At 64.8% G+C, this 25,114-nt stretch carries 20 protein-coding genes and 1 pseudogene; 5 read left to right on the top strand and 16 right to left on the bottom strand.

Going from position 1 to position 25,114, the window contains the following annotated elements; all coding sequences use genetic code 11:
• The first annotated feature begins 96 nt into the window (after positions 1 to 96).
• Entirely contained in the window at positions 97 to 1,323 is a 1,227-nt protein-coding gene (locus JQ507_10935; protein ID QRI71942.1) for an ABC transporter substrate-binding protein, read from the top strand.
• A 230-nt stretch (positions 1,324 to 1,553) separates the two neighbouring features.
• Here the strand turns inward: JQ507_10935 and JQ507_10930 are convergent, their stop codons facing one another.
• From JQ507_10930 to JQ507_10875, 12 genes and pseudogenes are all read right to left on the bottom strand, one after another.
• Complete coding sequence (locus JQ507_10930) at positions 1,554 to 2,321, bottom strand: inositol monophosphatase (protein ID QRI73290.1); 768 nt, start codon at positions 2,319 to 2,321, stop codon at positions 1,554 to 1,556.
• A 126-nt stretch (positions 2,322 to 2,447) separates the two neighbouring features.
• Entirely contained in the window at positions 2,448 to 3,638 is a 1,191-nt protein-coding gene (locus JQ507_10925; protein ID QRI71941.1) for a sugar ABC transporter permease, read from the bottom strand.
• The gene (locus JQ507_10920; GenBank protein ID QRI71940.1) at positions 3,635 to 5,215 is read right to left on the bottom strand and encodes a sugar ABC transporter ATP-binding protein; all 1,581 of its coding nucleotides are present in this window, start codon (positions 5,213 to 5,215) and stop codon (positions 3,635 to 3,637) included. Before JQ507_10920 ends, JQ507_10925 begins: the two co-directional genes overlap by 4 nt.
• A gap of 57 nt (positions 5,216 to 5,272) precedes the next feature.
• Positions 5,273 to 6,340 carry a sugar-binding protein gene (locus tag JQ507_10915; GenBank protein QRI71939.1) on the bottom strand — a complete coding sequence of 356 codons (1,068 nt, stop codon included), beginning with the start codon at positions 6,338 to 6,340 and terminating at the stop codon, positions 5,273 to 5,275.
• Between the two features lie 611 nt (positions 6,341 to 6,951).
• Positions 6,952 to 7,180 (bottom strand): annotated as a pseudogene (locus tag JQ507_10910) (HAD family hydrolase).
• Positions 7,177 to 8,106: a CbbX protein gene (gene cbbX, locus JQ507_10905; protein ID QRI71938.1), complete on the bottom strand. Its 930-nt coding sequence runs from the start codon at positions 8,104 to 8,106 to the stop codon at positions 7,177 to 7,179. Before cbbX ends, JQ507_10910 begins: the two are co-directional and overlap by 4 nt.
• A 111-nt stretch (positions 8,107 to 8,217) precedes the next feature.
• Positions 8,218 to 8,643, bottom strand: coding sequence for a ribulose bisphosphate carboxylase small subunit (locus JQ507_10900; GenBank protein ID QRI71937.1), 426 nt, complete (start codon positions 8,641 to 8,643; stop codon positions 8,218 to 8,220).
• 12 nt (positions 8,644 to 8,655) lie between these two features.
• Positions 8,656 to 10,119 (bottom strand): form I ribulose bisphosphate carboxylase large subunit, encoded by a 1,464-nt coding sequence (locus JQ507_10895; protein QRI71936.1) that lies wholly within the window; start codon positions 10,117 to 10,119, stop codon positions 8,656 to 8,658.
• 31 nt (positions 10,120 to 10,150) lie between these two features.
• Positions 10,151 to 11,233: a fructose-bisphosphate aldolase class II gene (locus tag JQ507_10890; GenBank protein ID QRI71935.1), complete on the bottom strand. Its 1,083-nt coding sequence runs from the start codon at positions 11,231 to 11,233 to the stop codon at positions 10,151 to 10,153.
• Between the two features lie 15 nt (positions 11,234 to 11,248).
• Positions 11,249 to 13,264, bottom strand: a complete 2,016-nt coding sequence (gene tkt / locus JQ507_10885) for a transketolase (GenBank protein ID QRI71934.1) — start codon at positions 13,262 to 13,264, stop codon at positions 11,249 to 11,251.
• Positions 13,261 to 14,136, bottom strand: a complete 876-nt coding sequence (locus tag JQ507_10880) for a phosphoribulokinase (GenBank protein QRI71933.1) — start codon at positions 14,134 to 14,136, stop codon at positions 13,261 to 13,263. Before JQ507_10880 ends, tkt begins: the two co-directional genes overlap by 4 nt.
• Before the next feature lie 11 nt (positions 14,137 to 14,147).
• Positions 14,148 to 15,167 (bottom strand): class 1 fructose-bisphosphatase, encoded by a 1,020-nt coding sequence (locus tag JQ507_10875; protein ID QRI73289.1) that lies wholly within the window; start codon positions 15,165 to 15,167, stop codon positions 14,148 to 14,150.
• A 167-nt stretch (positions 15,168 to 15,334) separates the two neighbouring features.
• Between JQ507_10875 and JQ507_10870 the strand changes: the two genes are divergently transcribed.
• Positions 15,335 to 16,261, top strand: a complete 927-nt coding sequence (locus tag JQ507_10870) for a LysR family transcriptional regulator (protein QRI71932.1) — start codon at positions 15,335 to 15,337, stop codon at positions 16,259 to 16,261.
• Between the two features lie 147 nt (positions 16,262 to 16,408).
• Positions 16,409 to 18,106 carry a response regulator gene (locus JQ507_10865; protein QRI71931.1) on the top strand — a complete coding sequence of 566 codons (1,698 nt, stop codon included), beginning with the start codon at positions 16,409 to 16,411 and terminating at the stop codon, positions 18,104 to 18,106.
• A 39-nt stretch (positions 18,107 to 18,145) separates the two neighbouring features.
• On the opposite strand, the gene JQ507_10860 is transcribed toward JQ507_10865, so the two are convergent.
• The gene (locus JQ507_10860) at positions 18,146 to 18,853 is read right to left on the bottom strand and encodes a TetR/AcrR family transcriptional regulator (GenBank protein ID QRI71930.1); all 708 of its coding nucleotides are present in this window, start codon (positions 18,851 to 18,853) and stop codon (positions 18,146 to 18,148) included.
• Between the two features lie 158 nt (positions 18,854 to 19,011).
• On the opposite strand from JQ507_10860, the gene JQ507_10855 reads away from it, so the two are divergent.
• Complete coding sequence (locus tag JQ507_10855) at positions 19,012 to 20,199, top strand: HlyD family secretion protein (protein ID QRI71929.1); 1,188 nt, start codon at positions 19,012 to 19,014, stop codon at positions 20,197 to 20,199.
• A 77-nt stretch (positions 20,200 to 20,276) separates the two neighbouring features.
• Positions 20,277 to 21,812, top strand: a complete 1,536-nt coding sequence (locus JQ507_10850) for a multidrug efflux MFS transporter (protein ID QRI73288.1) — start codon at positions 20,277 to 20,279, stop codon at positions 21,810 to 21,812.
• A 51-nt stretch (positions 21,813 to 21,863) separates the two neighbouring features.
• On the opposite strand, the gene JQ507_10845 is transcribed toward JQ507_10850, so the two are convergent.
• From JQ507_10845 to JQ507_10835, 3 genes are all read right to left on the bottom strand, one after another.
• Complete coding sequence (locus tag JQ507_10845; GenBank protein ID QRI71928.1) at positions 21,864 to 23,507, bottom strand: benzoate-CoA ligase family protein; 1,644 nt, start codon at positions 23,505 to 23,507, stop codon at positions 21,864 to 21,866.
• A gap of 174 nt (positions 23,508 to 23,681) precedes the next feature.
• The gene (locus JQ507_10840; protein QRI71927.1) at positions 23,682 to 24,497 is read right to left on the bottom strand and encodes an alpha/beta hydrolase; all 816 of its coding nucleotides are present in this window, start codon (positions 24,495 to 24,497) and stop codon (positions 23,682 to 23,684) included.
• 4 nt (positions 24,498 to 24,501) lie between these two features.
• Entirely contained in the window at positions 24,502 to 24,996 is a 495-nt protein-coding gene (locus JQ507_10835) for a MarR family transcriptional regulator (GenBank protein QRI71926.1), read from the bottom strand.
• Positions 24,997 to 25,114 lie beyond the last annotated feature (118 nt).

Here is a 25,114-nt window from a genome sequence, read left to right as displayed (position 1 = left end):
GCGCATACGATAATTGTCGCCGGGCGTCAACGCGCCGGCCATCCGGCCCACGGACGCAACAAGGCGATCAGCGAACAATCAGGGAGTGAATGAGGGATGCTGGAGAGAATTTGTCTTCGCGCGTGCGTGGCGGTCGCGGCAACGATCGGCGCGCTGTCGCCGGCGCTCGCGCAGAAGAATTACGGCCCGGGGGTCTCGGACACCGAGATCAAGATCGGCAACATCATGCCCTATAGCGGACCTGCGTCCGCCTACGGCGCGATCGGCCGCACCGAGGCGGCCTATTTCAAGATGATCAACGACCAGGGCGGCATCAACGGACGCAAGGTCGACTTCATCAGCTATGACGACGGCTTCTCGCCGCCGAAATCGGTCGAGCAGGCGCGCAAGCTGATCGAGGGCGACGAGGTGCTGCTGGTGTTCCAACCGCTCGGCACCGCGCCGAATGTCGCGATCCAGAAATACCTGAACGGCAAGAAGGTCCCTCATCTCTTCATCGCATCGGGCGCGACGCGGTTCGGCGATCCGAAGAACTTTGCCTGGACCATGGGCTGGCAGCCGAACTACCAAAGCGAGGGGCGGATCTACGCCAAATACATCCTGGACAAATTCCCGAACGGCAAGATCGCGGTGCTCTGGCAGAACGACGATGCCGGCAAGGATGCGCTCAAGGGGCTGCGTGACGGCCTTGGCGACAAGGCCGGCAGCATGATCGTCGCCGACAAATCCTATGAGCTCACCGATCCGACGCTTGATTCGCAGATCGTGGCATTGCGCGCCTCCGGCGCCGACATCCTGTTCACCTGGGCGGCGCCGAAGGGTGCGGCGCAGACCATCAAGAAGGTCGCCGAGCTCGGCTGGAAGCCGACCTTCTTCCTGACCTCGACCGCAACCTCGGTCGCCTCGGTGATGCGCGCCGCCGGCATCGAGCATTCGCAAGGCATTATCTCAGTCTCTTATCTGAAGGATCCGACCGACACGATCTGGGCCAATGACGCCGAGACCAAGGAGTGGCGGTCCTTCATGGACAAGTACATGCCCGACGGCGACAAGACCAACGGCAATCACGTCTACGGCTACGCCGCCGCGCAAACGCTTGCGCAAGTGCTCAAGCAATGCGGCGACGATCTGACGCGCGAGAACGTGATGAAGCAGGCCGCCAGCCTGAAGGACTTTGCGCCGAAGATGATCCTGCCCGGGATCAGGATCAACACCAGCGCGACCGACTTCCGTCCGATCGAGCAGTCGCAGCTGATGCGGTTCGAAGGCGAAAGCTGGACGCTGTTCGGCAACGTCATCACCGGCGAGGTCGGCAGCGAATAATTTCTTTTGGCGTCATCCGGTCGGCCACGCGAACGCGCGGTGCAGGAATGCCGGCACTGTGACCCACCGGCCCCGCAACACATTCAATGTCGTCCCTGCGAAAGCGGGGACCCATAACCACCGATCGCTATTGCTTCACGATACCGGAACGAAGAGTCCCGTTCACCACAATCGCCGCGGAGTATGGGTCCTGGCTTTCGCCAGGACGACGCGCGTGAAGAGTTGTGCATTCATTCCGCCGTCATCGTCAGGACCGCCTGCTGTGCCGCATGCCAGCTTTCTTCGTCGGGCGCGCAAAGCAGGCCGCCGGTCAGATTGACCGGCTTGTAGGGTGAGCCGTCGAAATGCGCGCTGTAGCCGCCGGCCTCGCGATGCAACAGCCAGCCCGCCGCGTGATCCCACGGCATCAGCTTGTTGTAGAACAGCAGATGGCAATGCCCGGACGCCGCCATGCGGTATTCATGCGCGGCGCATCTGAGCCAGGCGCTGACGCCAAGCTTGGACAGGTTGCCGGCGACGATCGGACGCAGCGCCTCAGGCAGGAAGTTGACGCCGATCACCGCTTCCATCTGCTTGATCGGCACCGCGGGCGCCACCTTCAGGCCATGCCGGCTGCCATCAGGCATCTCGAGCCATGCGCCCTCACCGCGCAGCGCGTACGCGGTGTCGTTGCAGACAGGATCATGGATCGCGCCGAACACGATCTCGCCGCGCATCGTCGCAGCCACCATGGTGCCGAACAGCGGCAGGCTCGAGGTGAAATTCCGCGTACCGTCGATCGGATCTATGATGAAAGCGAGCTCCGCGGTTCCGACCTGATCGAGCGCGGACGGATCGCGCGCCGTGCCCTCCTCCCCGATCACGACCGCATTCGGAAACGCCCGCAGCAGCGCTGCCGAGATCGCCTGCTCGGCGAGTTCGTCGGCTTCAGTGACGACGTCGAACGCCGACGTCTTGGTGCGAACCTCGATGTCACGGACGCGACGAAACCGCGGCATGATCTCGGCACGGCCGACTTCAGCAAGGATGTTTCCGATGGTCAGCGCATCGGCATGGGACAGTTTCACGCGGCATTCTCCTGCGTTGCGCAGGCATCATATCGCGAAATCATGACCGTGCGGCAATCACCGGCGCTGGTTGTAGACATCGATGCAGACGGCGCCGAGCAGGACGAGCCCCTTGATCACCTGCTGGTAGTCGATGCCGATGCCGAGGATCGACATGCCGTTGTTCATCACGCCCATGATCATGGCGCCGACCACGGCGCCGCCGACCCGGCCGACACCGCCATAGGCCGAGGCGCCGCCGATGAAGCAGGCGGCGATCACGTCGAGCTCGAAGCCGAGGCCGGCCTTCGGCGTCGCAGTATTGAGCCGCGCCGCGAACACCAGCCCGGCGAGCGCCGCCAGCACGCCCATATTGACGAAGGTGAAGAAGGTCAGCCGCTCGGTCTTGACGCCCGAGAGCTTCGCGGCCTTGGCATTGCCGCCCACCGCATAGATCTGCCGGCCGATCACCGTCCGCCGCGTGACGAAGCCGTAGGCCGCGATCAGCACTGTCATGATGACCAGCACGTTCGGCAGGCCGCGATGCGAGGCGATCAGATAGGTGAAATAGAGCACCGCTCCCGCCAGCGCGATGCTCTTGGCGACGAAGAACGCGTAGGGCTCGACCTCGATGCCGTGCGACTGCTCGCGCGCCCGCCCCCTTGCGCTCGCCAGCACCAGCGCGAATGCCAGCACAACACCGATCAGCAGCGAGGTCGGATAGAGCGTGCCGGCGCTCGGAAACAGCTCGGGAATGAAGCCCGACGACAGCTTCTGGAAGGTCGGCGGAAACGGTCCGACTGACCGCCCCTGCAGCACCGCGAGCGCAAGGCCCTTGAACACCAGCATGCCCGCCAGGGTCACGATGAAGGACGGAATCTTGAAATAGGCGACCCAATAGCCCTGCGCGGCGCCGATCGCGGCACCGATCAAGAGACAGGCGATGAATGCGATCGGGTAGTCGACATGGTAGGTCACCATCAGCACCGCCGCGACCGCGCCGACGAATCCCGCGACCGAGCCGACCGACAGGTCGATATGCCCGGTCACGATCACCAGCAGCATGCCGAGCGCCATGATCACGATGTAGCTGTTCTGCAGCACGAGATTGGTAAGATTGACCGGCTGCAACAGCGTGCCGTCGGTCACGATCTGGAAGAACAGCATGATCGCGAGCAGCGACAGCAGCATGCCGTAATTGCGCAGATTGTTCTTGATGAAGCCGGAGTGCTTGGGGGTCTCGGGAAGTGACACCGTCTTGTCGGTCATCGCGCTCCTCCCGCCACCCGCACGGCATCGTCATGCACGCCGCTCCCGGACATCCTGACATTGCGCATGATGGCGCGCATGATCTTCTCCTGCGTCGCGTCGTCCTTGGCAAACTCGCCGACGAAGGCGCCGTCATTCATCACGCAGATCCGGTCGCAGATGCCGAGCAGTTCCGGCATCTCCGACGAGATCACCACGACGCCCTTGCCGGCCTCGGCGAGCTCGTTGATGATACAGTAGATCTCGTACTTCGCCCCGACGTCGATGCCGCGGGTCGGCTCGTCGAGCAGCAGCACCTGCGAATCGGTCATCAGCCATTTCGATAGCACCACCTTCTGCTGGTTGCCGCCCGAGAGCTGCCCGGCCTCCTGATAGACGTCGGAACAGCGGATCCGCATCCGGTTGCGGTAATCGCTCGCGGCCTTCAGCTCGACGACATCGTCGATCACGCCGCGATCGGCGACCTGGCGTAGGCTCGCCAGCGTCACGTTCTTGCGGACGTCGTCGGCGAGGATCAACCCGAGCTGCTTGCGGTCCTCGGTGACATAGGCAAGGCCGGCATCGATCGCGGCGGGCACGCTTGCAAGGCTCGCCTCGCGACCGTCAAGGCTGATCCTGCCGGTGATGTTGTAGCCCCAGGCCTTGCCGAACAGGCTCATCGCGAACTCGGTGCGGCCGGCGCCCATCAGGCCGGCGATGCCGACCACCTCGCCACGGCGCACCGTGAAGTCGACGTTCTTGATCACCTGCCGGGCGGTGTGCAGCGGATGATACACCGACCAGTTCTCGACCGTCATCACGGGATCGCCGATCGCAACCTGCCGCTCCGGAAAACGATGCGCGAGATCGCGGTTGACCATGCTGCGGATGATCCGGTCCTCGTCGACCGCTTCGGTCCGGCAATCGATGCTGTCCACGGTACGGCCGTCGCGCAGCACCGTGATGCGGTCGGCAACGCGTGCGACTTCGTTCAGCTTGTGCGAGATCAGGATCGAGGCGATGCCCTGCGCGCGGAACGCCAGCAACCGGTCGAGCAGCGCGGCGCTGTCGGCCTCGTTGAGGCTCGCGGTCGGCTCGTCGAGGATCAGGAGGCGCACCTTCTTCGACAGCGCCTTCGCGATCTCGACCAGTTGCTGCTTGCCGACGCCGAGATCGGTGACCAGGGTGTCCGGCGATTCCCGCAGGCCAACTTGCGCCAGCAGCTCTGCGGTCCGCCGGTACACCGCATCGCGGTCAATCACCCCGTACCGCGACGGCGCGCGCGACAGAAAGACATTCTCGGCGATCGACATCAGCGGGATCAGCGCCAGCTCCTGGTGGATGATGATGATCCCCAGTTCCTCGGAATCGTTGATGTCGCGGAACCGGCGCTCCTTGCCGTCGAACAGGATCGATCCCTCATAGCTGCCGGCGGGATAGACCCCGCTCAGCACCTTCATCAGGGTCGACTTGCCGGCGCCGTTCTCGCCGACCAGAGCGTGGATCTGGCCGGCTTCCACCGTAAAGCTGACGTCGCGCAACGCCTGCACGCCGGCAAAGCTCTTGCTGACGTCACGCATCTCAAGCATCGCCGTCATCGGATCATGTCTCGCAGCGTCGATCGGCCTCGGCGGGGTGCGTCCGGCTCACCCGCCTCAGTCGAATTGCGAACGCTTATAGTAGCCGCTGTCAATCAGGACTTTCTCCCAATTGGTCTTGTCCACCACGACCGGCCTGAGCAGATAGGACGGAACCACCTTGACCCCGTTGTTGTAGGTCTTGGTGTCGTTGACGGTGACCTCCTTCTTGCTCAAGACGGCATCGACCATGTCGGCGGTGACCTTTGCGAGATCGCGGGTGTCCTTGAAGATGGTCGAGTATTGCTCGCCGCGCAGCATCGCCTTGATCGACGGCACCTCGGCATCCTGGCCGCTGATATACGGCATCGGCTGGTCCTTGCTGCCGTAGCCGACCCCCTTCAGCGAGGAGATGATGCCGATCGAAAGGCCGTCATAGGGCGACAGCACCGCATCGACCCGCTTCTTGCCGTAGAAGGCGCTGAGCAGATTGTCCATCCGCGCCTGCGCGGTGGCGCCGTCCCAGCGCAGGGTCGCGACCTTGTCCATGCCCATCTGGCCGCTGGCCACCACCAGCTTGCCGCTGTCGATGTACGGCTTCAGCACGGACATCGCGCCGTCGTAGAAGAAATAGGCGTTGTTGTCGTCGGGCGAGCCGCCGAACAGCTCGATGTTGAAGGGCCCCTTGCCGTCCTTCAGGCCGAGCGCATTCACGATCGAGCTCGCCTGCAGCACACCGACCTGGAAATTGTCGAAGGTCGCGTAGTAGTCGACGTTCGGTGTATCCCGGATCAAGCGGTCATAGGCGATGACAGTGATGCCCTGCGCCTTGGCCTGCTTCAGCGCGTCAGACAGCGTGGTGCCGTCGATCGCCGCGATGACCAGCACCTTGGAGCCCTTGGTCACCATGTTCTCGACCTGGGAAAGCTGGTTCGGGATGTCGTCGTCGGCATATTGCAGATCGGTGCCGTAACCGCGCTCCTTCAGCACCTTGACCATGTTGTTGCCGTCGTCGATCCAGCGCGCCGAGGACTTGGTCGGCATCGCGATGCCGATGGTCGGCTTGCTCTGGGCGAGCGCGTCCGGTGCCGCCGCGGCGAGACCTGCCAGCGCCAATGCGATCAACGAGACCTTCAATCTGAACATGCGTCACTCCCTTGGCTTTTTTGAGTTGGGTACCGTTGTTTTGGACAGTGTCAATCGACGGCTATCATTGGTTGGTCACAGATCTACGGCGATGTCGGATCGGCGCCAGTGCCGTCACGAACCGAAATCGCGGAATGTCGCTCAAGCCCGTCAACAGCGCCATGCTCACTCCGCACGATCAACCATATCGATCCTACAATGCCGGGATCAGCCGCAAGTCATGCGGTGAGACGAACGAGCGGTCCGAATGACGTGAAGGATCATGAGGCGCGGTCCCCCGAAATTGCTGGCACGCACCGACGCCCCCAGAACCTCCTCTGGTGGCTTGGCACTGCTCCTGGCAACCTTTGGTGGATGGTGCCCCGACCTGTCTCGCGGAAGCAAGCACAATTTATTCATCAGCTGAATAAATTTACCCAGACGCCGAGGATCATGAGGCGCGTTCCCCCAGAACTGCTGTCGTCCGATACCGACCACCACAATTTCTGATGGTTCGGCACGGCTTCTGGCTGAAGGTGCCCCCACTATTCTATAGATGCAAGGTCAATTTATTTAATCGCACGAATAAATTATTCGGAACTGCGGCCCGACGGCGGCAGTGGTCATCAGTCGTCGAAGGCGCGGATGCGCTCCTTGCCGTCGGCGACGCGAAGCAGCCTTCCATAGGTGACCTGGTCCCAGAACACGTCGAGGCCGGCCGCGGCGAACGCATCGTTGAAGGCGCGGCGATGCACCTCCTCGGTCTCGGCGAGCGTGCCGTCGACATCGAAGATCAAGGCGCGCGCCCGCGATGATGTCGCTCATTCCGGCAGTCCGGATCGCTGCGAGGGCCGGGTTCATCGCCCCTCGCCCGCCTCCACGGCGCCCTTTGCGAACACGCGGCTCGCCAGCACGTCGCCGGCCTCGATCGACATCACGTCGTCGGCCGTGAGCGTGCGGTCGAGCTTGGCCACGATCCGGTTGGCCTGACGCAGCCTGATGCGGTCGAGCGCGTTGCGGATCGAGCGCGCATTGGAGAACAGCGGCTGCTCCTTGCGGATGCCGATGTACCGGGTAAAGGCCTCGCGGGCTTCCGGCGAGAAACGATAGTTCTGCTGCTGCAACATCAGCTCGGCGATCCACAGCAGTTCGCCATCCGAATAATCCGGGAAGTCGATGTGATGTGCGATGCGCGACCGGAACCCCGGATTGCTCTGGAAGAACTTCTCCATGCGGTCGCCATAGCCGGCCAGAATCACCACCAGATCCTCGCGCTGCGCTTCCATGACCTGCAGCAGGATCTCGATCGCCTCTTGCCCGTAGTCGCGCTCGTTCTCGGGACGATAGAGGTAATACGCCTCGTCGATGAACAGCACGCCGCCCATCGCCTTCTTCAAGATCTCCTTCGTCTTCGGCGCGGTATGGCCGATATATTGCCCGACGAGGTCATCGCGCGTGACGCTGATGACGTGGCCGCGGCGCACGAAGCCGAGCTTGTGCAGGATGCCGGCCATCCGCAGTGCGACCGTGGTCTTGCCGGTGCCGGGATTGCCGGTGAACGACATGTGCAGGGTCGGGAAGGTCGTCGCCAGCGCCATCTTCCGCCTGATGCGTTCGACCAGCAGCAGCGATGCGATCTCCCGGATGCGGGTCTTCACCGGCTTCAAGCCGATCAATTCGGAATCGAGCTGGTCGAGCACGTCGCCTATGCCGAGGTCGGCGAATTCATGTCGCAGGTCGATGCTCTCGGGCGGCGTCTCGCGGATTTGTTCCTGCACCTGGGTCATCATCCTCTCGCTTCAAGAAAAGCTCCGTCGTCGCAGCGGACGACGACGGAGAAGTGCATCCGGGCCAGACGGTCGAGGGAGCAACCCGCCTGGCTTGCCAACCGGACGCGGTCACTGATCGGCGTAGCGTTCGCCCTCCGGGCGGACCGCCGCATAGGAATGGGTCGCGTATTGCAGGTTACGGCCGGCGGCCTCCTGGCGGTCGAGCCGGAAGCCGGGCTCCTCGCGCGGGCGGTTGACGATGAAGGACAGCCGCACCGACTCCCAGCCATGGCTGGAATCGAAGCCGGAGATCCGGATGTAGCGGTTGTCATAGACCCGCCGGCAATCGGCGAGCTCCTTCATGACGCCGGCCGCATCGCGCAGGTCGAACATCGGCAGGCCCCACATGTCCCAATAGGTGTTGCGGGGATGCGGGTCGTCGGTGAACTCGATGTTCACCGCCCAGCCCTTGTCGAGGCAGTATTGCACCTGCGCTACGATCTGCTCGTCGGTGAGATCCGGCAGGAACGAGAAACAGCCTTGGGTCACGCGCATGAAAAACTCCTGTCAGACCGCCATGCTCGGCGTGGGAACGAAATCGGGGGCGTCCGTCGACTCGTAGTTGAAGGTGACGTCCTTCCAGACGTCGAGCGCCTCGCGCAGCGGCGTGCAGGTCTGCGCCGCCTTGGCCAGGATCTCCGGCCCTTCATGGACGTAGTCGCGCCCCTCGTTGCGGGCGAGGATCATCGCCTCCAGCGCGACGCGGTTGGCGGTGGCGCCGGCCTGGATGCCGCGCGGATGGCCGATGGTGCCGCCGCCGAATTGCAGCACGACGTCCTCGCCGAGCAAGTCGAGCAGCTGGTGCATCTGGCCGGCATGAATGCCGCCGGAGGCGACCGGCATCAGCTTGTTGAGGCTCGCCCAGTTCTGATCGAAGAACACGCCGTGCTCGAGCTGCATCGGATTGAAGTCCTCGCGGCAGATGTCGTAGTAGCCGCGCGTGGTGTTCGGGTCGCCCTCGAGCTTGCCGACCACGGTGCCGGCATGGATGTGGTCGACCCCGGCGAGCCGCATCCATTTCGCGATCACCCGGAACGAGACGCCGTGGCTGCGCTGCCGCGTGTAGGTCGAGTGGCCGGCGCGATGCAGATGCAGGATCATGTTGTTCCTGCGCGCCCACTTCGCCATCGACTGGATCGCGGTGTAGCCGATCACGAGGTCGATCATGACGATGTTGGAGCCGAGCTCATGGGCGAACTCGGCGCGCTCATACATGTCCTCCATGGTCGCCGCGGTGACGTTGAGGTAGGTACCCTTGATCTCGCCGGTCGCGGCCTGCGCGCGGTTGACCGCCTCCATGCAGTACAGGAAGCGCTCGCGCCAATGCATGAAGGGCTGCGAGTTGATGTTCTCGTCGTCCTTGGTGAAGTCGAGCCCGCCCTTCAACGCCTCGTAGACGACGCGGCCGTAATTGCGGCCGGACAGACCGAGCTTCGGCTTCACGGTGGCGCCGAGCAAGGGACGGCCGAACTTGTCGAGCCGCTCGCGCTCCACCACGATGCCAGTCGCAGGTCCCTGGAAGGTCTTCACATAGGCGGTCGGCAGCCGCATGTCCTCGAGCCGCAATGCCTTGAGCGGCTTGAAGCCGAACACATTGCCGATGATCGATGCGGTCAGGTTCGAGATCGAGCCCGGCTCGAACAGATCGAGGTCGTAGGCGATATAGGCGAAGTAGCTGCCCGGGGAATTCGGTACCGGATCGACGCGATAGCACTTCGCCCGGTACTTCTCCGCAGCGGTCAGCCGGTCGGTCCACACCACGGTCCAGGTCGCGGTCGAAGATTCGCCGGCCACCGCAGCACAAGCTTCGGTCGGATCGACGCCATCCTGCGGTGTGACGCGGAACAGCGCGATGACGTCGGTGTCCTTGGGCTCGTAGTTCGGCTCCCAGTAGCCCATCCGCTTGTATTCCATCACGCCGGACTTGTAGCGATCCTTGCCGCGCACGGTGATCGACTGCTGCATGTTCATCTCATTCTCCTGTCTTTCGCCGGCCAATTGCTCAGGCGGCCTGGGTCATGTTTCCAATCTGCGGATCGAGCGCGCCGGCGCGGTAGCGTCGGGCCATCTCCGGCAGGCCAATCACCTTGATCCCCGCGGCATTGCCCGCGGTGCCGAATTGCTCGAAGCGGTCGCGGCAGAGTTCGCGCAGCGCATCCATCGCGGGCTTCAGGAACTTGCGCGGATCGAACTCGCTCTTCGACTGCACGGCGACCTTGCGGAAGGCCGCGGCCATCGCCAGCCGGCAATCGGTGTCGATGTTGACCTTGCGCACGCCGTGCTTGATGCCGCGCACGATCTCCTCGACCGGCACGCCCCAGGTCTGCGGCATCTCGCCGCCGAACCGGTTGAACACGTCCTGCAGCGCCTGCGGCACCGAGGACGAGCCGTGCATCACCAGATGCGTATTGGGCAGCCGGGTGTGGATCTCCTCGACCACGCGCATCGCCAAAATCTCGCCGTCCGGCTTGCGCGTGAATTTGTAGGCGCCGTGCGAGGTGCCCATCGCGATCGCGAGCGCATCGACCTTGGTGGCGCGGACGAAATCGACCACCTGGTCGGGGTCGGTGAGCAACTGGTCGTGGCTGATCTTGCCTTCGACGCCGTGACCGTCCTCCTGCTCGCCGCCGCCATGCTCGAGCGAGCCGAGCACGCCGAGCTCGCCTTCGACCGACGCGCCGACCCAGTGCGCCATATCGACCACGCGGCGGGTGATGTCGACATTATAGTCATAGTCGGCTGCGGTCTTGGCGTCGGCCTTGAGCGAGCCGTCCATCATCACCGAGGTGAAGCCGTAGCGGATCGCGGTGGCGCAGGTCGCCTCTTCATTGCCGTGATCGAGATGCAGGCAGAGCGGGATCTGCGGATACATCTCCTCCAGCGCATCGATCATCTTCGCCAGCATGATGTCGTTGGCATAGGACCGCGCGCCGCGCGACGCCTGGATGATGACCGGCGCATCGCAGGCGGCCGCCGCCTCCATGATCGCGAGGCCCTGCTCCATGTTGTTGATGTTGAAGGCCGGCACGCCGTAGCCGCGCTCCGCGGCGTGGTCCAGCAATTGCCTCAGGGTGATCCGCGCCATCGTGGCGTCCTCCTTTCAATTCGCCCGTTGGATGAGCTGTTTTGCGGTTGCGGCGACTGCCGTAGGCGTGATGCCGAACTCGCGGTAGAGCACGTCGGCCGGCGCGGACGCGCCGAAGCCGGTCATGCCCACGAACGCACCGTCGTCGCCGAGCCAGCGCGCCCAGTCGCCTTCGACGGCGGCTTCGACGCCGACGCGCGGCGCGCTGCCCAGGACTCTTGCGCGATAGTCGCTCGGCTGCTGGCGGAACAGGTCGAAGCACGGAGCCGAGACGACCGCGGCCTGCATTCCCCCTTCCGCCAGCAGCCTTGCGGCTTCGAGCGCGATCGCCACCTCCGAACCCGTTGCAATCAGGGTGACGTCACGCGCGAAGGACGGCTCGACCAGAACGTAGGCGCCGAGCGCGACCTGGTTGTCCCTACTGCCGTCGCGGATCGTCGGCAGCGCCTGCCGCGACAGGCAGAGGATCGACGGCGAGGTCTCCGCCTTCAGCGCGCAGTCCCAGGCTTCCGCGGTCTCAACCGCGTCGGCCGGACGAAACACCAGCACATTCGGGATCGCGCGCAGCGCGGCGAGATGCTCGACCGGCTGATGCGTCGGCCCGTCCTCGCCGAGCCCGATCGAGTCATGGGTCATCACATGGATGACGCGGATCCCCATCAGCGCCGCGAGGCGGATCGCCGGCCGGCTGTAATCGGCGAAGCACAGGAAGGTGCCGCCATAGGGAATGAAGCCACCATGCAGCGCGATGCCGTTCATCGCCGCCGCCATGCCGTGCTCGCGGATGCCATAGTGGATGTAGCTGCCGTCGAGCATATCCTGCCGCACCGGAACCTGCGACTTCGCCTGCGTCAGGTTGGAGTGTGTGAGGTCAGCCGAGCCGCCGAGCAGGTTCGGCAAGGCTTGCGCGATCACATCGATGACCTGCTGCGAGGCCTGCCGCGTCGCGAGTTTCGGCCGCTCGGTCGCAAAGCGCTCGACGAGCGCGGCCATCGCCTTGGTATAGGCGCAGGGCAGTTTCCGGTTCAGCGCGTCGTGGAACGGCGACCGTTCACCCTTGCAGGCGGCACGCGAACGTTCGATCCAGGCGCGCCGCGCGTCGCGGCCACGGCCGCCGAGCTCGCGCCACTCGGCCAGCACGGCATCGGGAACCTCGAAGGCCAGATACGGCCAGCGCAGCGCGCTGCGGGTCTTCGCCGCCTCGTCGGTGCCGAGCGGCGCGCCATGCACCTTCTCGCTGCCCTGCCGGTTCGGCGCACCGAACCCGATCACGGTCCGGCACGCGATCAGCGAGGGACGATCGCTCGCCCGGGCCTGCCTGATCGCCGCCGTGATCGCCTGCGGATCGTGGCCGTCGAGGCGGCAGACGTTCCAGCCGCTGGCCGCAAACCGCGCCGCCTGGTCGTCCGAGCACGACAGCGAGGTCGCACCATCGATCGAGATCCGGTTGTCATCGAACAGCACGATCAGGCGATTGAGCCGCAAATGGCCGGCGAGCGAGATCGCCTCATGGCTGAGGCCCTCCATCAGGCAACCATCGCCGGCAATCACATAGGTATAGTGGTCGACCAGATCGTCGCCGAAGCGGGCGTTCATCAGGCGCTCGGCGAGCGCCATGCCGACCGCGGTCGCGATACCCTGCCCGAGCGGCCCGGTCGTGGTCTCGACACCAGGCGTATGGCCATACTCCGGATGCCCCGGGGTCTGCGATCCCCACTGCCGGAACGCCTTGAGCTGATCGAGCGTCATGCTCTCGTAGCCGGTGAGGTAAAGCAGCGCGTAGAGCAGCATCGAGCCGTGACCGGCCGACAGCACGAAGCGGTCGCGATCGGGCCAGGCCGGATCGGCGGGATCGAACTTCAGGAAGTCGGTGAACAGCACGGTCGCGACATCGGCCATGCCCATCGGCATGCCGGGATGGCCGGACTTCGCCTGCTCCACCGCGTCGATGGCGAGGAAGCGGATGGCGTTGGCCATCTCGTCGTGGCTGATTTCCGGGCGGCTCGCAACGGACGCAAGTGCGGTCGTCATATCGTGCGCCTCTTTCGTTCGATCAGTTGCAGGATCAGGGGGGTCAGGATCAGCTGCATCGCGAGGTCGAGCTTGGCGCCGTGCACCACGATCGAGTTGGCGCGCGACATGAAGCTTCCGGGGATCATCGAGAGCAGATAGGGAAAATCGATGCCGCGCGGGTTCTTCAGCCGGATCACGACCATCGATTCATCAGGGGTCGGGATCCAGCGCGCGATGAACGGGTTCGAGGTGTCGACCGTCGGCACGCGCTGGAAGTTGATGTCGGTCTCGGTGAATTGCGGGCAGATGTAGTTCACGTAGTCCGGCATCCGGCGCAGGATGGTGTCGGTCACCGCCTCGGTCGAATAGCCGCGGTGGCTGCGGTCGCGGTGCAGCTTCTGGATCCATTCGAGATTGATGACCGGCACGACGCCGATCTTGAGGTCCGCGTGCTGCGCGACGTTCACCTTGTCGGTGACCACGGCGCCATGCAGGCCCTCGTAGAACAAGAGGTCCGAATTCTCCGGCAGCGCGTCCCACGCGGTGAAGGTGCCGGGCTTGGCGCCGTAGAGCCGCGATTCCTCCTCGTCATGCACATAGTGCCGCGTCGTTCCGGTGCCGGTCTCGGCATAGTCGCGGAACAGCCTCTCCAGCTCCTCGAACAGATTGGTGTCGGGGCTGAAATGGCTGAAGTGCTTGTTGCCGCGCTCCGCCTTCTCCACCATCATGCTGCGCATCTCGACGCGGTCGTAGCGGTGGAACGCATCACCCTCGATATAGGCCGCGACCACGTTCTCGCGGCGGAAGATGTTCTCGAACGTCTTCTTCACCGAGGTGGTGCCGGCGCCCGACGAGCCGGTGATCGAGATGATGGGGTGCCTGCGAGACATGGGCTCCCCCTTCAGCGGAACAGGCCGCGCCGCGCGAACAGCGGGGCATCGCTGCTCTCGAACAACGGCTCGACGGTCAGGTGGATCGCATCGACGGCGCGCACGGCGCGCGCCGATCCCATGATCAGCGGCACGCGCTGATGCGGCGTGCGTGCCGAGAGTTCGAGAATGCGCGAGCGGCCGCTCGACGCCGCGCCGCCAGCCCACTCCATGATCAGCGCGATCGGATGCGCTTCATACAGCAGGCGCAACCGGCCTTCGCGGTAACCCTGGCGCGCATCCGCCGGATACAGGAACACGCCGCCGCGCATCAGGATGCGGTAGGCTTCCGCCACCAGCGAGCCGATCCAGCGCATGTTGAAGTCCTGCCCGTGCTCGCCGTTCACGCCGGCCAGGCACTCGTCGATGTAATTGCGCACCTGGCCGCTCCAGTGCCGCCGGTTCGAGACATTGATGGCGAATTCCGGCGTGTCCTGCGGCACCCGCAGATCGCGCGCCGTCAGCACGAACTCGCCGGTCCGCGGATCCAGCGTGAAACGGTCGACGCGCCGGTCCAGCGCCAGCACGAGCACCGTCTGCGGACCATAGATGAAGCAGCCGGCGGCGCACTGCGCCGTGCCGGGCTCGAAGAAGGTCGAGATGATGTCGTTGCCCTTCGGCCGGATCGAGAAGATCGTGCCGATCGAGATATTGTTTTCGAGATTGGCCGAGCCATCGAGCGGATCGATCGCGACACAGAGCGGCGCATCCGGATCGAGTGTCTCCGGCAGCTCCGCCTCCTCCGACAGCACCGCGGCGACCGGCGCGGTGCGCAGCGCGTCGCGCATCAGGCGGTCGGCGACGATGTCGATGGTCTTCTGGCGATCGCCGTCGGGATTGACGCCGCCGCTCTCGCCGACGATGCCGGCGAGCGGCCCGGCGGCAATGATGCGCGACAGCTCGAGCGCGGCACCGGCCAGCGCCTCGATCGCCGCAACGGTCGCGGCGCGCAACGGATTATGCTGCGTCGGCCACTCCAGATGGGCATGCAATGCTGGACGAATTTCCACCGGCCTCTCCCTATGATCGCGCCCTCTGTCCCGAGGCTTCGAGAGGCGATCTCAGGGGAGTCGCCTTCGCCGTATCAACGTGCGAATTGCCCAATTAGGGAAATTTTATTATCTTTGGTCCGAGCAAAGTATTTCTTATGGAGCTGGGCATGGCCGGCAACTTCACGCGAGATCTCACCATTCGCCAGCTGCGCGCATTGTCCACCGTGCACGAGGCAGGCTCGATCACGTCGGCGGCCAACCGCCTCAACCTGACGCAACCCGCGGTGACGCTGCAGCTTCGCAACCTGCAAACGCTCGCGGGGCTGCCGTTGATCCAGCGTACCGGCGACGGCATGGCGCTGACGGATGCCGGCGCGCATGTGCTGACGCTGGTCGAGCGGGTCGAGGCGGCGCTGAAGGATTGCGAGCAATCGCTCGACATGATCGCCGGCCGCAGCGGCGGCCGCGTCGCGCTGGGCGCGGTCTCGACCGCGAAGTATTTCGTGCCGTTTGCGATCGCCGCGTTCTCGCGTCGCTTTCCCAAGATCGAGGTAACGCTGCGGATCGGCAACCGCGAGGAAATCCGCGACGCGCTGCGCGGCTACGACCTCGACATCGCCGTGATGGGCCGGCCGCCGGCCGATGTCGAGGTCGAGATGAAGCCGCTCGGCCGCCATCCGCACTTCATCATCGCGGCGCCCGATCACCGGCTGGCGCGGCGGCGCCACGTCTCACCGCCGGAGCTCGCCAATGAAACCTTCATCACCCGCGAGCAGGGATCCGGCACGCGGATGCTGATGCAGCAATATTTCGAGCGGGTCGGGCTGGAGCCGAAGCTCGGCATGGCGATGGACAGCAACGAGACCATCAAGCAGGCGGTGATGGCCAGGCTCGGCATCGCCTTCATCTCACAGCACACCGTGTTCCACGAGCTGGAGGACGGTCGGCTGGTGGTGCTCAAGGTGAAGGGCCTGCCGATCGTCCGGCAGTGGCATGCGATCCGGCGCACCGACAAGATCCTGCTGCCGCCCGCACAGGCGATGCTGGACTTCCTCGGCAAGGAGGGCTGGCGCTACCTGCCGAATTCGCACTAGCCCCGATGCATGCGCGATCGAGAAAATCGAGCCGGTACCGTATGTTAACCATTGAAGTTCCGGCAAACGCGTGCCACATCTTGGGTGCGGTCAGTGGCGGACCGTATCCCTGCGAGGGAGGATGAACTGCAAAATCAGTCCCCGCCGATGCCTGACTTCAAGGCGTTATTCGAGGCGGCGCCCGGCCTCTATCTGGTGCTGACCCAGCCCGACTTCCGTATCGTGGCAGCAAGCGACGCCTATCTGCGTGCCACCAGGACCGAGCGCGCAGCGGTCCTCGGGCGCAACCTGTTCGAGATGTTTCCCGACAATCCGGACGATCCGGCCGCCGACGGCGTGCGGAACCTGCGCACCTCGCTCGAACGCGTGGTCCAGTTCCGCCGTCCCGACACCATGTCGGTGCAGAAATATGACATCCGCAAGCCCGAGTCGGAGGGCGGCGGATTCGAGGAAAAGTACTGGAGCCCGCGCAACACGCCGGTGTTCGGGCCGACCGGACAGTTCATCTACATCATCCATCGGGTCGAAGACGTCACCAGCTTCATCCAGCTGAAGCAGCGCGGCGCCGAGCAGGCCGAGCTGACCGACCGGCTGCGCGAGCGCACCGAGCAGATGGAAGCCGAGATCTTCATGCGCGCCCGCGAGGTCGAGGTCGCCCGCGAGCAGCTCGAAGCCGAGCAGAAGCTGCGCCAGGTGCAGAAGATGGAGGCCGTCGGCCACCTCACCGGCGGCATTGCCCATGACTTCAACAACATCCTGACCGTCATCACCGGCCTGATCGACATCCTCGCCGAAGCCGTCGAGCACGACGCCGCGCTGTCGTCGGTGACGAAAATGATCAGCGACGCCGCCTTCCGCGGCGCTGAGGTGACCAAGCATCTGCTGGCCTTCTCGCGGCAGCAGCCGCTGCAGCCGCGTGAAGCTGATCTCAATACGCTGGTGCAGGACACAGCAAGGCTCCTGCGTCCGTCGCTGGGCGAGCAGATCGAGATCGATACCGCGCTCGAGCCGGACGCCTGGCCGGCCTTCATCGATCCCAACCACATGGCGACCGCACTGCTCAATCTCGCCGTCAACGCCCGCGATGCGATGCCCGACGGCGGCAAGCTGATGCTGGAGACCAGCAACGTCATCCTCGACGAGGTCTATGCCGCGGCCAACCCCGATGTGCGCGCGGGTGAATACGTGATGGTCGCGGTCAGCGACACCGGCGGCGGAATCCCCGCGGCCATCCGCGACAAGGTGTTCGAGCCGTTCTTCACCACCAAGGACACCGGCAAGGGCACCGGCCTCGGGCTGAGCATGGTGTACGGCTTCATCAAGCAGTCAGACGGCCACCTCAAGATCTATTCCGAAGAAGGCCATGGCACGTCGATCAAGCTCTATCTGCCGCGCAGCATGGGCGACATGGTTGATGTCGAACCGCCGCCGGCGGTCGACACCCGCGGCGGCCATGAATCCATCCTGGTCGTCGAGGACGATCCGCTGGTGCGCAACTACGTCAGCGCCCAGCTCGAGCAGCTCGGCTACCGCACCATGGTCACCGCCAACGGCCCCGAAGCCTTGGCCGCCGTCGAGAAGGGCTTTGTCTGCGACGTGCTGTTCACCGACGTCATCATGTCCGGCGGCATGAACGGCCGGCAGGTCGCCGATGCCGTGACTGCCAAGCTGCCCTCGGTTCGCGTGCTGTTCACCTCCGGCTATACCGAGGACGCGATCATCCACCACGGCCGTCTCGACCCCGACGTGACGCTGCTGCCGAAGCCGTATCGCAAGGCCGATCTGGCCCGGATGATCCGCCAGGTGCTGACGCAGCCCCCCGCAGCAGCGGTAGCAGCCAAGTAAGGCGGCCCGCTCAGGACCAAAGCGCGGCTGGCTCCGGCATCATGCCTCTCCGCTCTTCTTGATCTGGTCGGCCGGCGCGGCGCATCCGGACAGGAACAGTGCCGCACAGGCCTTCGCGCGGGCTTCCATCTCGCTGTGCAGTGGCGCGGGCTTGTGCCCGAACATGACGTCGCGTTGCGGCTTGAACACGAGCATGCCGAGCAGCATGCCTGCGGCAGCCTCAGCATCATCGAGCACGATCCGCCCGCGCCGCTGCTGCACGCCGAGCCAGCTCGCCAGTGCGGCGATGGTCCGCTGCATCGCCTTCTCGTAGAACGTCTCGGCAATGTCGGGGAATTTGTCGCTCTCGGCCAGGATGATCCGTTGCAGGGCGATGACCTCGGCATCGAGAATGAGCTCGGCGCAGGTCAGCAAGGCGGTCTCCAGGGCTGCAGCGACGTTGCGGCCGTCGCAGGCGCCGAGATTCACGATGGAGACGAACCGGTCGACCCGGTCAGTCACCATGCCTTCGAACAGCGCCAGCTTGGTCGGGATCAGCCGGTAGAGGGTCTTGGTGGAGACGCCGGCGCGGCAGGCGACGTCGGCGATGCTTGCCGCCGCGAAGCCGCGCTCGGAGAACTCGCGCCGCGCGGCCTCGTAGATCAGCGCGCGCGTCTCGTCGTCGGAGCGGAGCTGCGGCCGGCCGCGGCCGCGCCGCTCCGGCACAGCCAGGTTCTGCTCAGTCTGAGCTTTGTCATTCCGGTTCATCGGCAAGCCATGCTTTTAGATGATGCCTGTCATTCTATTGACACTCCAAATATGGGGGATATTTTGGAAAACATCAAGTTTCCTAATTATCCCAGGCGACCTGGAGCGAAATCCGCAAGGTTTCCCAGAGGGATATAGAGCTTCCAGGAGCCACTGCCATGAGCCAGCATGAAACGTCTTTCAAGGCCGAGAGCCCGGTTCCGGCCGCAACCGCCAAGCAATTGGTCGCCAACCCGGAAACGGCCAAGCCCCCTGCCGCCAAGGGCAAGCTTCGCCGCCTCCTCCTCGCCGGCGCGGCCGCTGCCGTTCTCGCGGGCGGCGGCTGGTACGGCTGGGATTACTGGACGGTCGGCCGCTTTCAGGTCTCGACCGACGACGCCTATGTGAAGGCCGACAACACCACGATCGCGCCGAAGGTCTCCGGCTATCTCAGCGCGGTGCTGGTGGGCGACAACGAGCATGTGCGTGCCGGGCAGATCCTGGCGCGGATCGACGAGCGCGATTTCAAGGTCGCGCTTGATCAGTCGAAGGCCGACGTCGCTGCCGCCGAAGCCGCGATCACCAGCAAGCGTGCCCAGCTCGACGTGCAGCACTCGGTGATCGAAGCGGCACGCGCGACCCTTGCGGTGGATACCGCGACGCAGACCTTCGCGGAGCAGGAGAACAAGCGCTACACCGACCTCGCCGGCACCGGCTATGGCAGCGTGCAGAACGCGCAGCAGGCGCAGTCGCGCTACGCCAGCGCGCAGGCCGCTATCGCCCGCGACACCGCAAACCTCGCTTCCGCCGAGCGCCAGGTGGAGCTGCTCAAGGCCGAGATCGCCCAGGCGGTTGCGGCGTTGGGACGGGCCACCGCCCTGCAAAACCAGGCTGAGCTCAATCTTGGCTACACCACCATCACTGCGCCGATCGACGGCGTGGTCGGCAACCGCACGCTGCGCACCGGCCAGTTCGTCCAGGCCGGCACGCAATTGATGTCGCTGGTGCCGGCCACCGGCGCCTATGTGATCGCGAACTACAAGGAGACGCAGCTCACCAATGTCCGCAAGGGCCAGCCGGTCGAGATCGAGGTCGACATGTTCCCCGGCCAGGTCGTGCGCGGCCATGTCGACAGCCTGGCACCGGCCAGTGGCCAGGAGTTCGCACTGCTGCCGCCGGATAACGCCACCGGCAACTTCACCAAGGTGGTGCAGCGCATCCCGGTGAAGATCGTGCTCGACGCAACCAATGTCGATCTGCGGCCGGGCATGTCGGTGATCCCCTCCATTGCGACGCTTTCACATCCTGCCGAGCAGGCTCCGCAAGCCAAAGCCACGCCGAAGCTCGCTGTCGCCTCGTTCAAATAGGTGATGTCATGTCCGACCTCGCGCTCTCCTCCTCTGCCGCCGCGCCCCGCGCCGCCGTAGATCCCAATCGCGCAAGTGTGACCGTCTGGGTCTCGATCCTGGCGGCCATGATCGGCGCCTTCATGGCGATCCTCAACATCCAGATCACCAACGCCTCGCTGCTCAACATCGAGGGCGGCATCGGAACCGGCGTCGACAACGGTTCGTGGATCTCGACGTCCTATCTGATCGGCGAGATCGTGGTGATCCCGCTCACCGACTACCTCAGCCGGGTGTTCTCGTTCCGCAAGATCATGATCACCTTCGCCACGCTGTTCGCGGCCTTCTCGGTCGCATGTACCTTCACCCACGATCTGCCATCGATGATCGCGATGCGCGGCCTGCAGGGCTTCTTCGGCGGCGTGCTGATCCCGATGGCCTTCACGCTGGTGTTCACCAAGCTGCCGAAGGTGCAGCAGCCGATCGGGCTGGCGATGTTCGCGCTCGCTGTGACCTTTGCCCCGGCGATCGGCCCGACCATCGGCGGCTACCTGACCGAAAATTACGGCTGGCAGACCATCTTCTTCGTCAACGTGATCCCAACCGCGGTCATGGTCGCCACCCTCTCCTTCACGCTGGAGCGCCAGCCGATGCAGCTGCATCTGCTGCGCGAAGGTGACTGGCTCGGTATCATCACGATGGCGGTCGGCCTGTCGTCGCTGCAGGCGGTGCTGGAGGAAGGCAACAAGGACGACTGGTTCGGCTCGCCCTTCATCGTCAAGCTCGCAGTGATCGCCGCGGTCAGCCTGACCCTGTTCATCTGGATCGAGCTGGTCGTCGAGAAGCCGCTGCTCCGGCTGCGGCTGCTGACCCAACGCAGCTTCGGCTTCGGCACGATCTCGGCGGTGTTCGTCGGCTTTGCGCTGTTCGGCTCGGTCTATCTGCTGCCGGCCTATCTCGGCCAGGTGCAGCGCTACAATGCCGAGCAGATCGGCCAGGTGCTGGCCTGGACCGGCCTGCCGCAGCTGATCCTGATCCCGCTGGTGCCGAAGCTGATGCAGCGCTTCGATGCCCGGCTGATCGCGTTCACCGGCATGGCGCTGTTCGCGGTCTCCTCCTTCATGAACATCCAGATGTCGCTCGACTATTCTGGCGACCAGTTCTTCTATCCGAACATCGTTCGCGCGGTCGGCCAGGCGATTACGCTGGCGCCACTGTCCGCCATCAGCCTCGGCAGCGTCGCGCCGCAGGATGCGCCGGCGGCCTCCGGCATCTCCAACATGATGCGCAACCTCGGCGGCGCGATCGGCACCGCGCTGCTTTCGACCATTGTCACCAAGCGCGAGCAGTTCCACTCCAACATCATCGGCCAGTCCGTTCATCTCGGCCGCGACGAGGTGCGGACCCGGATCGCCGAGGTCACCAACTACTTCCTCAGCCACGGCGTCGCCGACCCCGCCACCGCGCACAGCCAGGCGATCGTGGCGATCGGCAACATCGTGAAGCGTCAGGCGCTGGTGCTCGGCTTCAGTGACGCCTTCGCCGTGATCGGCGTCGTGCTGGCGCTCGCTGCGATCGCGATCGTTCTGACCGGCAAGCCAAAGAGCGCGGCGGGCGGCGCCGGCGCGCATTGATCTCATTGATTACGATGTCCGGGGCGACGGCTTCAAGCCGTCGCCCGATTTTTAGCTCGCCTCGCGCAGCTTGAAGCGCTGGATCTTCCCGGTCTGGGTCTTCGGCAACGCCTCGACAAAAGCGATCGCGCGGGGATATTTGTACGGCGCGATCGTCGCCTTGACGTGATCCTGCAGCAGCTTGACCTCGACATCGTCACTGCGCGCGCCCTGCTTCAGTACGATGAAGGCCGAGACGATCTGTCCCCGCTCCTCGTCGGGCGCGCCGATCACGGCACACTCGGCGACATCGGGATGGCCGAGCAGCGCCGCCTCGACCTCGGGACCGGCGATGTTGTAGCCCGCCGAGATGATCATGTCGTCGGCGCGCGCCACGAACGACAGCCGGCCGTTTTCGTCGCTGACGAAGGCATCGCCGGTGATGTTCCAGCCGTCGCGGACATACTTCGTTTGTCTGGCGTCGGCGAGATAGCGGCAGCCGGTCGGGCCGCGCACCGCCAGCTTGCCGACCTGCCCCGCCGGCAGCTCGTTCATGTCCTCATCGACGATCTTCGCCTGGTAGCCGGTCACGGGCGTACCCGTGGTGCCGGCGACGGCGCTGCCGGCGCGGTTGGTGATGAAGATGTGCAGCAATTCCGTGCTGCCGATGCCGTCGAGGATCGGCTTGCCGGTCTTCCTGGTCCAGCTCTCGAACACCGGCGCCGGCAGCGTCTCGCCGGCGGAGACCGCGAGCCGCAGCGACGACAGGTCGGCGCCCTTGTCCATCGCCGCCATCATCGCCCGATAGGCGGTCGGCGCGGTGAAGCAGATCGTCGCCTTGTAGGTCTCGATGATCCGGATCATCTCGCTCGGCGCCGCGTTCTCCAGCAGCGTCGCGGTGGCGCCGAAGCGCAGCGGGAAGATCGCGAGCCCGCCGAGGCCGAAGGTGAAGGCAAGCGGCGGCGAGCCGACGAACACGTCGTCGGGCGTCACCTCGAGCACTTCCCTGGCATAACCATCAGCGACGATCAGGAGATCGCGGTGGAAGTGCATCGTCGCCTTGGGTTCGCCGGTGGTGCCCGACGTGAAGCCGAGCAGCGCGACATCGTCGCGGCCGGTCTTCACCGCATCGAACTTGACCGGCTTGTTCAGCGCGATCCGGTCGAGCTCAGCGTCATGATTGGAGGTGCCGTCGAAATTGACGACTTGCTTGAGGAATTTGCTGGTCTTGGCGCAAGCCACCAGCTCGTCGGCGATGCGGCTGTCGGTCAGCGCCAGCGCGATCTCGGCCTTGTCGACGATCTTGGACAGTTCGCCGGCGCGCAGCATCGGCATGGTGTTGACGACGACGGCGCCGGCCTTGGTCGCCGCGAGCCAGGCCGCGACCAGCGCCGGATTGTTGCCCGAGCGGATCAGCACGCGATTGCCGGGCTTGACGCCGTAATTCTCCACCAGCGCATGCGCCAGGCGGTTCGACCAATCGGTCAATTCCTTGTAGGTGCGCTGCCGGCCGTTGCCGATCAGCGCGATACGATCGCCCATGCCCTGCTCGACGATCCGGTCGGTCAGTTCGACCGCGGCGTTGAGATAGTCGGGATATTTGAATTCCGGCCGGTCGAGCAGCAGCTGCGGCCATTGCTGAAACGGCGGCAGGTTGCGCCGCGCGAAATCGTCGACATGCCCGGATGGGCCGAGCCCGGGAAATTCACCTGACATTCGATTGCCCCTCGCTTTCCATCCAGAAAGGCCAAAGACCAACGTCGAGACGACTGATATCGGGGACGCCCGGCAGCGTTCCAATCGCCAATCATTTTATACTTAAAATAATTTGGCGCAAGGGTAGATGTCGCGTGGAAATCACTCGGCTGTCGCCGGCGATCCCTCAGAGCCTCAGATCTGCGTGAGCTGCTTCAACCGCGCGACCATGTCCGACGCCGGGTCGGCGAGCGGCGCGATCGCGGTGAAATGATTGGCGTCGGGCACGATGCCGAACCGCGTGGCAACGCCCGCGCCGCCCCAGACATCGGCGATGGTCCGGCTCTGCCGGTGATATTCGGCGCTCTCGGCGCCACCAACCACCGCATCAAGCGTCGTGCCGGCAGGTGCTTTCCAGAGCAGCGGGCTCGCCGCCCTTGCTGCGTCGCGATCGAGGCCGAGCGCCTTGTTGATGGAGGTGCCGACCAGCGGCTCGAGCTCGAACAGGCCTGATATCGCGTAAGCAGCCCTGACCAGGTTCTTCGGCAACGACGCATCACAGGCGGGCCAATCGGTCGCCAGCATGCATGCGGCAAGGTGTCCGCCGGCAGAATGTCCCGACACGACCAGCTGCCGGCCGAGCTTCGCCAGTTCGCGGCACGCCGCACGCATCTCGCCGATGATGTCGCCGACCGAGACATTGGGGCACAGATCGTAGCTCGGCACCGCGACGCTGATGCCGTGGCCATTGAGGCCGCGCGCGCAATGGCTCGACGACGAGCCGTCGAGCGCCTGCCAGTAGCCGCCGTGGATGAACACGACGAGAGGCCCATCACGATCGCCCTCGAACAGGTCGATGAAGTTGCGCTCGCCCGGACCATAGCTCAGACGCCGCGGCGGATGCTGCTCGCGGTACGCCGCGGAGTCCCGCGCCCAGCCGGCCATGATCGCCGGGTTTTCCAGCACCCGCGCCCGGTTGTTGTATTCGACTTCGTAATCGATCCCGGCCACGGCGTTACGCGGTCCGCGCCTTGGCCGAGCGCTGCGCCGAGCCCTTGGCCTTGGCGAGCAGCCGCATCAGCTCGCGGATATCCTTCGGCGAGAGGTCGCCGAAGACATCGGCGATCCATTTCTCGTGTTCGGCCGCCATCTTGCGGAACTCGGCCCGGCCGGTCTTGGTCAGCCGGATGAACTGCACGCGGCGGTCGGTCTCCGAGGTGCGGCGATCGAGATGGCCCGATTCAACCAGGCGCTCGACCAGCCCGGTGACGTTGCCGTTCGACACCATCATCCGCTTCGACAGGTCCGACAGCGTCATGCCGTCCGGCACCTTGTCGAGCTGGGCCATCAGGTCGAAACGCGGCAGCGTGACGTCGAATTTCTCGCGCAGGCGGCTGCGCACCTCGCCTTCGATCAGCGTGGTGCAGGTCAACAGCCTCAGCCACAGCCTGAGCTCGGTGCCGTGATCGTCGGGCAGCTCGACGGCCTTGGTTTCGGAATCGAGGATCATGCTGCGATCATGCCTCCGCGGCGGGTTTCGGTCGGACCGATTGCTTTGAGCTTCAAGCAATTCGCGGTGTCCTGCAAGGACAATAGCGAATCCGGCCCGATGCACCGAGGCAATTCTG

The sequence above is a fragment of the Bradyrhizobium sp. PSBB068 genome (assembly GCA_016839165.1).
Lineage (GTDB): Bacteria > Pseudomonadota > Alphaproteobacteria > Rhizobiales > Xanthobacteraceae > Bradyrhizobium.
The sequence above is the reverse complement of the archived record's forward strand: the minus strand, read 5'-3'. Positions and strand labels throughout refer to the sequence as shown.